Genomic DNA, 12862 nt, shown 5'->3' with positions numbered 1-12862 from the left:
TACAGCCGAGCAGACGCCTCGAACGTATGCTCGAGGCCTCTGAAGGCGTCGGCAGCTCGACCGGGAGCACGTCCTTCCCCAAGCGGGCGAGGACCCTGAGCGTGAGGCAGTACGGGCGCGAGGTCACGACGCCGGAGACGCCGATGCCGGTCCGGGCATGGATCGTGACGAAGGAGGGCGACGAGCTAGGCCTCCTCGCTCGGCCCCAGCCACCGAACTAGAACGCCATAGCGGCCGGACCGAAGGGCCAATGGGAGCGCCCCGACATCCGGAGCGCCGAAGCCCGCCCGCGCGTCTGGCGCCACCGCGAGGAGTGCTTGAGCGTGTGAGCGCACGTTCTGACCGCGCCGGTCAGCTCCACTGCCACGTGTCGACGACCTGCTCGATGAGCTCGTCGCCGTTGTCGTAGGGGGTGACGATGCCGATCACGAAGAACTGGACCGCTTCCGTGCCGGGTGTGAACGGCTCGGGGGCGAAGACCGTGATGAACGCCTTCGTCTGCGTCGCGTCGACGCTCCCCTCGACCCGGGTGATGTTCGCCGGAACACCGTCGAGGGTGATCGGCTCGTGCAGGCTGATGACCTTTCCGTAGTGCGCGAAGTACGAGTCCGCAACCGCGTCGACGGCTCCGCCGACGTCGGTCCCGACCATCCAGGAGTCGGACGTCGAGACTCGCACCGGTTCGACGCTCACCTGTCCGTGGATTGCGCCGACGCCGGTCGGCACCACCGTGCCGTCCCTGACCTCGCCCCAGAGCTCGAGGGCGCCTGCGCACAGGCTCTCCTCCTGGGACGAGATGTTGTTCACGAAGGTCTGCGGACCGTCGTAGGACCAGCACGGCGTCTCGATCGGTTGGCCCGAGACGATCGAGCCGTCCTCCGATGGCGCCGCGAGGGCTGGCGGCACGGCCTCGCCCCGCGACGTAGCAGCATCGCCGGGCACGTCGGCCACGTTGTCGGACGGCAGCGCGCAGCCGCTCAGCACGACGAGGACGCTGATGACGGCCAGACCCGAGATCCCCTGACCGACGGTTGCGCGGCGACGAGTCGCCCGAAGCCAGCCGGCGCAGCGCTGCGCCGTCGTGGGAGCGGTCAGGGACAGGCGCGAGTCATGCACGATGATCCTCCTGGGCATGGGTTTGTGGCCCACATGCTAGGCCACGCGCCCACCGCGAGCCCGGAGTTTTCCACAGGCGTAGTGCCCTCAGAGAACGTTGAGAATCCCACGCTTGGCGAGGGACCCCGAGCGAGCCCGTACGGATCTCACGCGAAGCGCACATGACTCCGCACCAGGTCGCGCCAGGTCGATCCTCGTCGACGGCACAACTCGACGAGGACCAGCGCGCACTGGCGTGCGTCCGCTCCCGCGTCGTGGTGCGCATGGGCGGGGATGCTCAACGCAGCCGAGACGTCGGGCAGCCGATACGAGGGCAGGTCCAGCACCGACTTGGCGGCATCGCGAGTGCACAGCCACTGCGACGGGGAAGCGCGGATCCCGTAGACCTCGCTCGCCCGCGCCATGACGGAGCGGTCGAAGGAGGCGTTGTGCGCGACCAGCGGGTCCCCGCCGGCGAACTCCATGACCTTCGTGTGGACGACGTCCCAAGCCGGCGCGCCCACGACGTGGTGCGCCTGGATCCCGTGGACACCCACGTTGCGATAGTTGAACGACTCATGACCGGGTGGGGGCTGGACCAATGTCTCGAGCACGTCCACCACCGCACCGTCCCGTACCTTGACGACGCCCACCGAACAGACCGAAGCCCGCTTCTCGTTGGCGGTCTCGAAGTCGATCGCGGTGAAAGACAGGCCTGGCAACGCGACATGGGGCATGCCGGACATAGTAGACGAGACGCCCACGGCGCAGCGACGGTCTCCGGCTGGCCGTGAAGTCGACCCGCCCGTAGCTGCCTGCGGTTCGTGTCCAACGATCTCGGCTTCGGCGTCCCCATGTCCCGGCGAAATCTCACGGCGCTCCGGAGCGCCCTCGAAGCGCTAGAGCCCGGCACTGTCGTCGTGGCGAGATTCCGCGTCACCGGACATGGCCAGTTCACTGTCACCGGCCCTGTCTGGCGAGATCTGACGGAGACCGTGCTGAAGGTCGGGTGGTGGGACCTGACCAACGGCAAGAAGGCCGAGCCGGTCGCGGAGCTCCAGAGTCTGACGACTGCGGCCGAGGATGACGCGTCGGTGCCCGATCACGACGATCTCGGGCCCTTCGTCGCGGGTCTCGAAGCCGGGGACATCGTCGCCGCCCAGTCTGATGTCGAAGGATGCGGCGCCTTCGCGATCTCTGGCGGGGTCCGACGGGACGAACACGGCACACGATGGGTCCTCGCCGGGCACCACCTGACCCTCGGCGATTCCCCCGCGCCACGCCGTCGCTGCCTCGCCGTCGAGCACAGGGCCGACTCCCTCGTCACAGCCGCAGGTTCCCACGACCTGTTCGCCGGTTAGCACCTCGGCACGCCCCGGCGCGCAAGCCACTCGTTCGCCTCGCTGGTCGTCCGACCGCGACAGCATGGTCCGAGCCATGCGGGCAGGCCCGGGGACTCACCGATCCCGGCGGGTGCGGGTAGGCGCCTGTGCGCCGCGCCAGCCAGCAGCCCCAAGGCGGATCCGCCGATGAGTTCTCCCCCGCCATCCGGTCCACCCCCATGACCCTGCCACCGACCCACCGGAGCACATCATGGGATCGATCGAGATCGAGCTGTTCACGACCCTGGACCTCGTCGGGCAGGCGCCCGGCGGCCCCGACGAGGACCCCGCGAACGGGTTCCCGTTCGGCGGGTGGCAGGCTCCCCTGCTGGACGACGTCGCCGGGGAGCAGGTCGCCGCCGCGTACGAGGGCACCGACGCCCTCCTGCTCGGCCGCCGCACGTACGACATCTTCGCCGCCTACTGGCCTCACCAGGAGGGCGGTCAGGACGACGACTTCGCCGCGCTCTTCAACCGCATTCCCAAGTACGTCGCGTCTCGGGGCACGCCCGACCTCTCCTGGGCCGGGTCCACGCACCTCGGCCCCGACCTCACGACCGCTGTCCGAGAGGTGCGCGACCGGCACGAGCACGTCAAGGTCGTCGGCAGCCTCGACCTGGTGCAGACGCTCCTGCGCGAGAAGCTGTTCGACCGCCTCGACCTGTGGGTCCACCCGATCGTCCTCGGCGTCGGGAAGTCCGTGTTCGACGGTGGCGCGGTGCCCACCAACCTCGCTCTCCTCGAGCCGCCGCAGGCCAGCCCGAAGGGCACCGTGCTCCTGCGCTACGGCCTTGCCGACGGTATCCCTGGCACGGGTGACATGGCCGAGCCCGATCGAGGCGTGGAGCGTGCCGACGACCGCTCCGGCGGCGAGGCCGAGCGGCCATGACGATCCAGCGGATGGACAACGTCGGCATCGTCGTCGCCGACCTCGACGCCGCGGTCGCGTTCTTCGTCGAGCTCGGGATGGAGCTCGAGGGGAGGACACCCATCGAGGGGACCTGGGCCGAGAGCGTCGTCGGGCTCACCGGGATGCGATCGGAGATCGCGATGCTGCGCGTCCCCGGCGGTCCCGGGCGGCTCGAGCTGGCCAGCTACCGATCACCGGTGGCGGTCGACGTCGGACTGGGCAGCGCGCCGTCGAACACCCTGGGCCTGCACCGCGTGATGTTCGCAGTCGACGACCTCGACGACACGGTCGAACGGCTCCGCGGGCACGGCGCGACACTCGTCGGCGAGATCGCCCAGTTCGAGGAGGCCTACCGACTCTGCTACCTCCGCGGACCGGAAGGGATCATCGTCGCGCTGGCCCAGCAGCTCGGGTGACCGCACGGCTCGTGGTCGCGCCTCTCGCTGTCCGACGACGTCACCCTCGCCGCGGGACTCCGTCACCCTCGGCGTCGGGTTGCGTCGGGTCGCGTCGCCCTCGGCGGCACGGGCCGGCGCGCACCCCGGAATTCGCCTGACGTGACCGCCGTCACCTTCGTAGACTGCGACGCATGGCATCTCGCATCAGTGAACTCGTCCTGGACTGCGCCGACCCCGAGCTGCTCGCGCGGTTCTGGAGCGGAGTCCTCGGCTACGTCGAGCTCGGTCGGGAGGAGGGGGCGATCGAGATCGGGCCGGCCGGCGTCGGGTTCGGCGGCCTCCAGCCGACCATCATCCTGAGCCCCAGCGACGACCCGAGGACGGGCAAGCTCCCTCTGCACATCGACGTCAACGCGACCGACCGCGACCAGGACGCCGAGCTGGCACGCCTGCTGGCCCTGGGCGCGCGTCGTGCGGACATCGGGCAGACGGGCGACGAGTCGTGGCACGTGCTCGCCGACCCCGAGGGCAACGAGTTCTGCCTCCTGCGCAAGCGACTCGACCCCTGACGCCCCTACGGAACGAGGAGGGCCCCGGCGTGCGAGATCGGCCTCCGAGAGGCCCGTCTCGCGCGCCGGGGCCTCCCCGGGCGTGACGATCTACGCCGCCTGCGGCACCGCCGCGAGCCCGTGCGAGCGTTCGAGCCGCTCCACGAGCAACGTCCCGGCAGCCACGACCGGCAGGAGCACGAGGTTCCCGATCAGCATGGTGCGCAGGAACGGCAGGCCCGCGACATAGCTCGCGACGAGTCCGTCGAGACCGGCCGGGTACCAGACCCCACGCCCCTGGAACCAGACACCGAAGTTGGTCCAGAAGAAGAACCACAGCGACCCGCCCACGCCCAGCCCTGCGGCCGCGCCCACGCGGCCCCACCCGGAGGTGTTGCGGGTCAGGAGCGCCGCGAGCCCGACCACGAGCCAGGCGCTCCACGTGAACAGCGCGATCGACGTGTTGCCGAGCACCAGGTCGGAGACCACCGCGACGAGCAGCGGCGCCAGGAACGCCAGGCGGTGCCGGACGAGGACCGCGGCGACGAACGCGGCCGAGGTCACGAGCTCGAGGTTCGGCGGGGCGCCGATCTCCTCGCGCACGAGGCGGAACACGATCGCGAGCGCGACGAACGCCACCGCGATCGCGGGGCGCCACCAGCGGGTCAGTAGGTCTCGAGCTTCCATGCGATCTCGTCTCCCGTCTCGGTCACCAGGGCCCCGGCACCGACCTGGGCCATCTCACCGTTCACGTACAGGGCCCAGAACTCCTTGGCGGAGTCCTGCGCCTCGCGGCCGTCGATCCCGGTGACGAACGCGTTCTCGCCCTCGCCCTGGACGACGGCGGTCGGGTCGGCTGCGACGAGCAGCTCGAGCGCAGTCTTCCCGGCGACCCCTTCGTAGGTGAACTCGACGTCGTCGGTCGAGTCGTCGGGGGCGTCGGTCGAGTCGTCGTCGGCAGCGACCGACGACGACGCCGAGGTGTCGTCCGCCGGGGCGTCGTCGCCCGCACCGCAGCCGGCCAGGAGGCCGACCGCGAGCAGGAGGGACGTCAGGGCGGTCAGCGAGCGTGCCGGGGTGGCACGAAGAGTCTGGGGGTTCACACCCGGCAGTCTACGAACGCTCGCCGCCCGGCCGCGCGGGCGCCCAGCAGACGGGACGTCACGCGTCGATCCGCGCCCGGTCCAGGCCCGCGGCCCCCGCGATGATGAAGTCCTTGCGCGGCGCGACGTCCGAGCCCATGAGCAGCTCGAACACGCGCTCGGCGGACTCCGCGTGCTCGGCGGTGACGCGACGCAGCGTACGGTGACGCGGGTCCATGGTGGTCTCCGCGAGCTGGTCGGCGTCCATCTCTCCGAGGCCCTTGTAGCGCTGGATGTCCTCCTTGTAGCGCTTGCCCGACTTGTCGAGCTTCTTGAGGACGTCGCGCAGCTCGGCCTCGGAGTACGTGTAGATGTACTCGTTCTTGCGCGAGCCCGCGCCGATGACCTCGACGCGGTGCAGCGGTGGCACGGCCGCGTACACGCGCCCGGCGTCCACGAGGGGGCGCATGTACCGGAAGAAGAGCGTGAGCAGGAGCGTACGGATGTGCGCTCCGTCGACGTCTGCGTCGGTCATGAGCACGACCTTGCCGTAGCGCGCGCCCTCGAGGTCGAACGACCGGCCCGAACCGGCGCCGATGACCTGGATGATCGCCGCGCACTCGGCGTTGCGGAGCATGTCCGTGACCGAGGCCTTCTGGACGTTGAGGATCTTGCCGCGGATGGGCAGCAGCGCCTGGAAGTCTGAGCTGCGCGCGAGCTTGGCCGTGCCGAGCGCCGAGTCGCCCTCGACGATGAAGAGCTCGCTGCGCTCGACGTCGTCGCTGCGGCAGTCCGCGAGCTTGGACGGCAACGACGAGGTCTCGAGCGCGTTCTTGCGGCGCGAGATCTCCTTCTGCTTGCGCGCCGTGATGCGGGCGCGCATCTCGGCGACGACCTTGTCGAGGAGCAGGGAGGCCTGCGTCTTCTCGTCGCGCTTGGTCGAGGTCAGCATGGCACCGAGCTGCTGCTCGACGACGCGGGACACGATCGCACGCACGGGGGCCGTGCCGAGCACCTCCTTGGTCTGGCCCTCGAACTGCGGCTCGGCCAGGCGCACGGTCAGCACGGCCGTGAGACCCGCGAGGACGTCGTCCTTCTCGATGCGCTCCGACGCGTCCTTGGTGGAGACCTTGAGGCGGCGGGCGTTCGTCTCGACGCCCTTGCGCAGGATCTTGAGCAGCCCCGCCTCGAAGCCCGCGAGGTGCGAGCCGCCCTTGGGCGTCGAGATGATGTTGACGAAGGTCCGCAGCTCGGTGTCGTAGCCCGTGCCCCAGCGCAGCGCCACGTCGACCTCGCAGTCACGCGTGACCTCCTGCGGCGTCAGGTGACCGCGCTCGTCGAGGACGGGCACGGTCTCCTTGAACGTGCCCGACCCGGTCAGGTGCCACGTCGCGGTGACGGCCGGGTCCGGGGCGAGGAAGTCGACGAAGTCGATCGTGCCGCCCGAGTGCTGGAAGCTCTCCTCGACCGGTCCGTCGGCGCCCGGCGTACCGGCCAGGCCGCGCTCGTCGCGCAACGTGATCTTGAGTCCCGGCACCAGGAACGTCGTCTGACGCGCGCGCGTCACGAGCTCGTCGTACGAGAACACCGCAGTCTTGGGGAAGACCTGGCGGTCGGCCCAGTAGCGCACGCGCGTCCCGGTCTTGCCCCGCGGCGCCTTGCCGACCACGGCCAGCTCGGAGCGCTCGACGAACGGCGTGAACGCAGCGTCGGGGTCCGGCCCGCTCTTGGGGTCGGCGAAGATGCCGGGCTCGCCCCGGTGGAAGGTCATGCGGTAGGTCTTGGAACCGCGGTCCACCTCGACGTCGAGGCGCGAGGACAGCGCGTTGACGACCGACGCCCCCACACCGTGCAGACCACCCGACGCGGTGTACGAGCCACCGCCGAACTTGCCGCCCGCGTGCAGCTTGGTGAAGACGACCTCGACACCGCTGAGGCCCGTCTTGGGCTCGATGTCCACGGGGATGCCGCGCCCGTTGTCCTTGACGGTGACCGAGGTGTCCGCGTGCAGCACGACCTCGATCGCGTCGCAGTTGCCCGCGAGGGCCTCGTCGACCGAGTTGTCGATGATCTCCCACAGGCAGTGCATGAGTCCGCGCGAGTCCGTGGACCCGATGTACATGCCGGGTCGCTTGCGGACGGCCTCCAGACCTTCGAGGACGGAGAGGTGCCGCGCGGTGTAGCTGGACTCAGAGGTGGTCGTCACGAAGGGAAAGCCTAGACGCTGCCACCCACAGGATCGGTCAGCCGGGCCGCTGCGGTCCGGACCTCCACACGATCCCGACGTATTCCCGGAACCGTGCGGCTACGCGGGTAGCGAACCCTGGCCTTTTCGGTACGAGGATCTGGGCCGGAGATGATTACATGGTCACGTGACTGCTACGACGACTCCATCGCTGACCGTGGCCGACCGTTGCGACCGCTGCGGCGCTCAGGCCTACGTGCGCGTGACCATGCCCAGTGGGGAGCTGCTCTTCTGCGCCCACCACGCACGGGCGCACGCCGCTGCCTTCGCGGACATCGCGACGCACGTCCAGGACGAGACCGACCGCCTGCTCGCCGAGCACGGCGCTCGCTGACACGACCCGGCGCGCCCTCGTGGCGCGCCGCACTCCTGAACCCCGGACGGTGAACTCACCGGCCGGGGTTCTTTCGTCCCCCGGCGACGGGTCGCGCTCTCGCGTCGCCAGCGCGCGCCTCACCAGCGCTCGGACAGGAATAACCTGACCGGGATGCCGAGAGGCCCGCGCCCTTGCGTGGCGCGGGTCTCTCGGCATTGCGGGTGGACCGATCAGTCCCGCAGGACCTGCGAGCGGCTTGGTTGACACCCACCTAAGGAACGAGGATGTTCTGTGGGTGCGCTCAGATCGACCGGACGAGAATGCGAGCACCAATCGTTCCCATGCCAGGCTCCGGTACGTCTGGCTGGCGCGCGGACCGACGTGCCACACTTCCGCCCATGACGACATGGGCGGCAGACAACGCGGTGGCACTGCTGGCGCTCGGGCTGTCCGGATTCGCCCTGTGGCGACAACGGCGACGTACGTGGCTGTCGGTGCGATTGGCCACGATGGCTATCCCCCAGCCGGATGGGTCGGTACTCAACACGCCGTATGTCAGAGCCACTGTGACGAATGAACACAAGCCCGCCAGCGTGACCTTCATATGCCTGGAGCATGTCGGGCCCTTGCCGCCTGGGCAGGGGCTGCGATCAGAACCGCTCGCGGTTCCGAGATTCATGCGCGACCACCCACATCTGGAGGCCGGCTTCGGGGCGAGCTGGGCGAACCTGCCTCGGTTGCTCCAAGACGGCTTACCCGTCACCTGGCACATCGTGCCGAGGGCCACCGCTGGAATTGTCAGCGCCGACGGGTCGGTGCACGTACGAGTGGTCGTCGACCTCTCCACCGGCCGGACTCTCACGTCCAAGCCCGTCTGGGTGCCAGTCGAGTTCCTTGCCGAAGCACCCTCGTCCTAACCCTCAAGGATGCGCGGACGAGGTCGAATCGGACAAACCTAAGAGGCTAATCAGGTTCGTCTTGCCGGACCCAGGGGGATCCACAAACACAACCCGGCTCAGGCTAGGTCAAGCGTAAATGTGGGCGCTACTCGACGGACGGGTCGGCCCGGTTTCGGCCACTTCGCGGGGGTGGCACCGGAGCAGAAGACAAGAACCGCAGGCCAGAAAGGTGCTCTGACCTGCGGTTCTGCTTCTACGCGGCTGGAGGTCAGTCCAGGTAGTCGCGCAGGACCTGCGAGCGGCTCGGGTGACGCAGCTTCGACATGGTCTTGGACTCGATCTGACGGATGCGCTCACGCGTCACGCCGTAGACCTTGCCGATCTCGTCGAGCGTCTTGGGCTGCCCGTCGCTCAGGCCGAAGCGCATCGAGACCACGCCGGCCTCACGCTCGGAGAGCGTGTCGAGGACCTGGTGCAGCTGCTCCTGGAGCAGCGTGAAGCTCACGGCGTCCGCGGGGACCACGGCCTCCGAGTCCTCGATGAGGTCACCGAACTCGCTGTCACCGTCCTCGCCGAGCGGCGTGTGCAGCGAGATGGGCTCGCGACCGTACTTCTGGACCTCGACGACCTTCTCGGGGGTCATGTCGAGCTCCTTGGCGAGCTCCTCCGGGGTGGGCTCGCGGCCCAGGTCCTGGAGCATCTGGCGCTGCACGCGAGCCAGCTTGTTGATGACCTCGACCATGTGCACCGGGATACGGATGGTGCGGGCCTGGTCGGCCATGGCGCGCGTGATGGCCTGACGGATCCACCACGTCGCGTACGTCGAGAACTTGTAGCCCTTGGTGTAGTCGAACTTCTCGACCGCACGGATCAGACCGAGGTTGCCCTCCTGGATCAGGTCCAGGAACAGCATGCCGCGGCCCGTGTAGCGCTTGGCGAGCGAGACGACCAGACGCAGGTTCGCCTCGAGCAGGTGGTTCTTCGCCCGGCGCCCGTCCGAGGAGATCCACTCGAGCTCACGGCGCAGCTTGGGCTCGAACGTGTCCCCCGAGCCCAGGCGCTCCTCGGCGAACAGGCCGGCCTCGATGCGCTTGGCGAGCTCGACCTCCTGCTCGGCGTTCAGCAGCGCGACCTTGCCGATCTGCTTGAGGTAGTCCTTGACCGGGTCCGCCGTGGCACCCGCGGTCACGACCTGCTGGGCCGGGGCGTCGTCGTCGTCCGCGTCGGAGTACACGAAGCCGCGCGACTCGTCGGCCTCCTCGCCCGGCTTGGCCGCAGGAGCAGCGGTCTCGGTCTCCTCGTCGGCCTCGACCAGGTCCTCGGCCACGACCTCCTCGGAGTCCTCGTCGTCCTTGGCCCCGCGCTTGCGGCGCGTGGTCGCTGCGGCCTTGGGCGCAGCCGTCTTGGCCGTCGCGGCACGCTTGCGGGTCGCCGGGGCCTTCGCCGCAGGCGCAGCAGCCTCGTCCGAGGGCGCATCGGCCTCGGCGGACGCCGCCGCGGTACGCGTCGTGGTGACGGCGCTCGCACGCGGCGTGGTGGCCTTCTTGGTCACAGGCTTGACGGCGCGCGAGGTCGTCGTGGAACGCGACGACGTCGCAGCGGCGACCTTGGTCGCGACGGGGATCTCGACCTCGACACCGGCACCGGCCAGTGCGCGGAGCACGGCCTTCAATCGCTTGGGGTCGCCGATCGTCGCGCTCTCGCAGGCGTTGCGGAAGCTCTCGGCGTCGACCCGACCGTTCTCACTCCCCTTGCGCAGGAGTTCCTGCAGGGCGGGGTGTTCGAACTCGTGCGGGAGAGCGGGGTTCTGTGAAGAGGGCGCCACAAACCGACCTTTCGGCAATCACTGGAGGGGCGTGCCCGGGAGATCGGAGGACTCTCGGATCATGAGCGGACACCTATATTGTACCGGCCGATCCGTCAACGGACGCCGTGAAGAATGTTCCGACGCGGGTGAGTCGCCGCCGACAGGCCTGCGCACGTCCATCCCGCTGGATGTCGTCCCCTGGTCAACGCCTCGGCGCTGTCGAAGATTCCCTCCCCCGGGATTCGCGTCACACCGTCCGGGAGAACCCGCGAGCCGACCCGCGGGACGTCCGGTCGCACGTCCGGTGGCACGTCCCACCGCCCACGGCCGCCACCGCGGCACGGTCGGCCCCGTCGCCCACCTGCATCGCCGGACGGGCCCGGCGCCGTCGACCCCGCCACACCCTTGTGGAGAGGCCCGCAGTCCGGCCCGATGCGCCGGACCTGCTTGCCGGTCAGGGCCGGACGGGCTTGACCGCGAGGACGGGGCAGGGCGCGTCGAGGAGGATGCGCTGCGCGTTCGAGCCGAGGATCAGCTTGCCGACGGGGCTGCGTCGCCGCAGACCGATCACGATGAGCTCGGCCTGGTTCGCCTCCGCGGTCCCGACGAGGTCCTCGGCGACCTCGCCCGTGCCGGTCACGACGCGGTGGGCCAGGCCCGCGGCGTCGAGAGGCGCCGTGATCCGGGCGATGGCCTCGATCCGCTCGCCCTCCTGCTCGGGCAGCGTCTGGCCGCTCTTGTCGCTCACGACCACCAGCAGCTCGCTCCGGCGGGCGATGGCCTCGTCGACCGCGGTCGCGAGCGCTTCGCTCCCCTCGGGGGTGGACAGGTAACCGACAACGACTGTCATGGGATTCCTCCGTCATGCCTGGGCATGCCTGGTGACGCGCGTGGAGCGGGTGGCGCTCGTACCGCGATCCGGGACCACCCCGGCACGTGCGACGGTACCGGAACCCCTCTCGATCCTCACGTCGCCCGCCGGGCTGGTCGATCGGGCCGCCGCGCCCACCCCGGTGCGAGCCCCGCCTCGAGCGCGCGCTCGACGAGCTGCGCCAACCGGTAGCCGGGGTCGGCGGCCAGGGCGGCCGCGAGCCGATCGGTCGCGAGCACGCCGTCGCCCTCCCACCACGCGAGGAGCGCCAGGAGCGTCAGCGCGGGCGCCTGCCCACCGCGCCGCCCCGCCCCGGCGACGGCTTCGAGGACCTCCCGTGCGCACCGTGCGCGCAGCGGGTCGGGCGGCAGTCCCGCGTCAGGGTCGACGACGGCCGCGAGCGCTGCCGCAGTCCCCGCCTCGACGTGCTCGCCCGCGACGGTCGCGGCGGTGAGCGCGGCGAGCTCGTCGTTGCCGGCGACGAACGAGAGCAGCACGGCGTCGCGGACCGGGACGCACTCGAGCGCGACCTCGAGACGTCCCAGGACGCCGGCCGGGAGGGCGTCGGCGACGAGGTCGCGGGAGCCTTCCTCGGCCGTGCGTCGGCGCTCGGCGACCTCTGCGGTCGCCGTGCGCCACGCGTCGAGGCCCTGCTCGCGCCAGGCCGCGATCGCGTCGTGGTCGTGCGTCGCGAGCGCGACGTCCCGCCGGGCTCGCCAGCGGGCGGCGGCCCGGGACGTCCTGCGGCGGAGCGCCGTGTCGAGCACGGGGACGGCGGTGGCCTGCGCCCTGTCCGGGGCCACCGTGGCACCGGCGAGCACCATGTGCGCACCGACCTCGGTGGACTCGAGGTCAGCGAGCGGGCGGCCGTCGGCCGGGCAGCACGTCTCGTCCGAGCAGTCGGCGCCGTAGTACCCCGTCGACCGGACGACCCAGACCTCGGGCGCACCGAGGAGCCCTTCGGCAGCCTCGGTCCAGTGCTCGACGGCGGCCCGCTCTCGCGCCGCGGGCGCTCCCTGCGAGCGCAGCTCGACGTCGGCGTAGACCACGAGGACCGCGCGCGTGGCGCCGTCCGAGCAGAGATGGGACACGAGCGTCCGGGCCACCTGGGGTCCGTGCTCGAGGTCGGCCAGGTCGTCGAGGTCCACCCGAGCGACGAGTCCGACCCGACCGCGGGAGGTGCGCAGACTGACCAGGACGCCGCTGTCCTGCGGGCGGTAGCCGAGGCGGAAGGGGATGTAGGCGAGGAGCTCTCGTGGCCCGCGGGCCCGGATGGTCGTTGTCATGCCGCCATCCCAGCGTGGGCGCG

The 12862-nt window shown here is 70.4% G+C and carries 13 protein-coding genes; 5 read left to right on the top strand and 8 right to left on the bottom strand.

From position 1 onward, the window contains the following. Window positions 1–351 precede the first annotated feature (351 nt). On the bottom strand, window positions 352–1116 hold the full coding sequence (locus JOD49_RS00385; protein ID WP_205305489.1) for a hypothetical protein: 765 nt from the start codon (window positions 1114–1116) through the stop codon (window positions 352–354). Window positions 1117–1262: 146 nt separating this feature from the next. Then, entirely contained in the window at window positions 1263–1832 is a 570-nt protein-coding gene (locus tag JOD49_RS00380; protein ID WP_205305488.1) for a 3'-5' exonuclease, read from the bottom strand. A gap of 87 nt (window positions 1833–1919) precedes the next feature. On the opposite strand from JOD49_RS00380, the gene JOD49_RS00375 reads away from it, so the two are divergent. The 4 genes from JOD49_RS00375 (at window position 1920) to JOD49_RS00360 (ending at window position 4354) form a co-directional block, all read left to right on the top strand. Continuing rightward, complete coding sequence (locus JOD49_RS00375) at window positions 1920–2456, top strand: hypothetical protein (protein WP_205305487.1); 537 nt, start codon at window positions 1920–1922, stop codon at window positions 2454–2456. Window positions 2457–2688: 232 nt separating this feature from the next. Further along, window positions 2689–3366 (top strand): dihydrofolate reductase family protein, encoded by a 678-nt coding sequence (locus tag JOD49_RS00370; protein WP_205305486.1) that lies wholly within the window; start codon window positions 2689–2691, stop codon window positions 3364–3366. After that, on the top strand, window positions 3363–3803 hold the full coding sequence (locus JOD49_RS00365) for a VOC family protein (RefSeq protein ID WP_205305485.1): 441 nt from the start codon (window positions 3363–3365) through the stop codon (window positions 3801–3803). Before JOD49_RS00370 ends, JOD49_RS00365 begins: the two co-directional genes overlap by 4 nt. A gap of 173 nt (window positions 3804–3976) precedes the next feature. Beyond that, window positions 3977–4354 (top strand): VOC family protein, encoded by a 378-nt coding sequence (locus JOD49_RS00360; protein ID WP_205305484.1) that lies wholly within the window; start codon window positions 3977–3979, stop codon window positions 4352–4354. A 90-nt stretch (window positions 4355–4444) separates the two neighbouring features. Here JOD49_RS00360 and JOD49_RS00355 read toward each other — a convergent pair whose 3' ends face one another. From JOD49_RS00355 to JOD49_RS00345, 3 genes are read right to left on the bottom strand one after another with little or no spacing between them, the layout of a single operon-like run. Next, the gene (locus tag JOD49_RS00355) at window positions 4445–5020 is read right to left on the bottom strand and encodes a DUF6580 family putative transport protein (protein WP_205305483.1); all 576 of its coding nucleotides are present in this window, start codon (window positions 5018–5020) and stop codon (window positions 4445–4447) included. Next, entirely contained in the window at window positions 4999–5436 is a 438-nt protein-coding gene (locus tag JOD49_RS20635) for a DUF4430 domain-containing protein (protein WP_205305482.1), read from the bottom strand. The genes JOD49_RS00355 and JOD49_RS20635 overlap by 22 nt, the downstream gene beginning before the upstream one ends. A gap of 58 nt (window positions 5437–5494) precedes the next feature. Next, window positions 5495–7621 carry a DNA gyrase/topoisomerase IV subunit B gene (locus JOD49_RS00345; protein ID WP_205305481.1) on the bottom strand — a complete coding sequence of 709 codons (2127 nt, stop codon included), beginning with the start codon at window positions 7619–7621 and terminating at the stop codon, window positions 5495–5497. Between the two features lie 166 nt (window positions 7622–7787). Here JOD49_RS00345 and JOD49_RS00340 point away from each other — a divergent pair, with 166 nt between their 5' ends. Beyond that, the gene (locus JOD49_RS00340; protein WP_030152534.1) at window positions 7788–7994 is read left to right on the top strand and encodes a DUF7455 domain-containing protein; all 207 of its coding nucleotides are present in this window, start codon (window positions 7788–7790) and stop codon (window positions 7992–7994) included. Between the two features lie 1149 nt (window positions 7995–9143). Here JOD49_RS00340 and JOD49_RS00335 read toward each other — a convergent pair. From JOD49_RS00335 to JOD49_RS00325, 3 genes are all read right to left on the bottom strand, one after another. Next, the gene (locus JOD49_RS00335) at window positions 9144–10700 is read right to left on the bottom strand and encodes an RNA polymerase sigma factor (protein ID WP_205305480.1); all 1557 of its coding nucleotides are present in this window, start codon (window positions 10698–10700) and stop codon (window positions 9144–9146) included. A 436-nt stretch (window positions 10701–11136) separates the two neighbouring features. Beyond that, window positions 11137–11532 (bottom strand): universal stress protein, encoded by a 396-nt coding sequence (locus tag JOD49_RS00330; protein ID WP_205305479.1) that lies wholly within the window; start codon window positions 11530–11532, stop codon window positions 11137–11139. A gap of 116 nt (window positions 11533–11648) precedes the next feature. Then, window positions 11649–12839 (bottom strand): DUF4192 domain-containing protein, encoded by a 1191-nt coding sequence (locus JOD49_RS00325; protein ID WP_205305478.1) that lies wholly within the window; start codon window positions 12837–12839, stop codon window positions 11649–11651. Between the last annotated feature and the right edge of the window lie 23 nt (window positions 12840–12862).

Source organism: Oerskovia jenensis, assembly GCF_016907235.1.
Lineage (GTDB): Bacteria > Actinomycetota > Actinomycetes > Actinomycetales > Cellulomonadaceae > Oerskovia > Oerskovia jenensis.
The sequence above is the reverse complement of the archived record's forward strand: the minus strand, read 5'-3'. Positions and strand labels throughout refer to the sequence as shown.

Coding starts and splice junctions, on each gene's coding strand:
- JOD49_RS00360 (WP_205305484.1), top strand. CDS start 3,977: ATGGCATCTCGCATCAGTGAACTCGTCCTGGACTGCGCCGACCCCGAG.
- JOD49_RS00325 (WP_205305478.1), bottom strand. CDS start 12,839: ATGACAACGACCATCCGGGCCCGCGGGCCACGAGAGCTCCTCGCCTAC.
- JOD49_RS00365 (WP_205305485.1), top strand. CDS start 3,363: ATGACGATCCAGCGGATGGACAACGTCGGCATCGTCGTCGCCGACCTC.
- JOD49_RS00355 (WP_205305483.1), bottom strand. CDS start 5,020: ATGGAAGCTCGAGACCTACTGACCCGCTGGTGGCGCCCCGCGATCGCG.
- JOD49_RS00330 (WP_205305479.1), bottom strand. CDS start 11,532: ATGACAGTCGTTGTCGGTTACCTGTCCACCCCCGAGGGGAGCGAAGCG.
- JOD49_RS00370 (WP_205305486.1), top strand. CDS start 2,689: ATGGGATCGATCGAGATCGAGCTGTTCACGACCCTGGACCTCGTCGGG.
- JOD49_RS00380 (WP_205305488.1), bottom strand. CDS start 1,832: ATGCCCCATGTCGCGTTGCCAGGCCTGTCTTTCACCGCGATCGACTTC.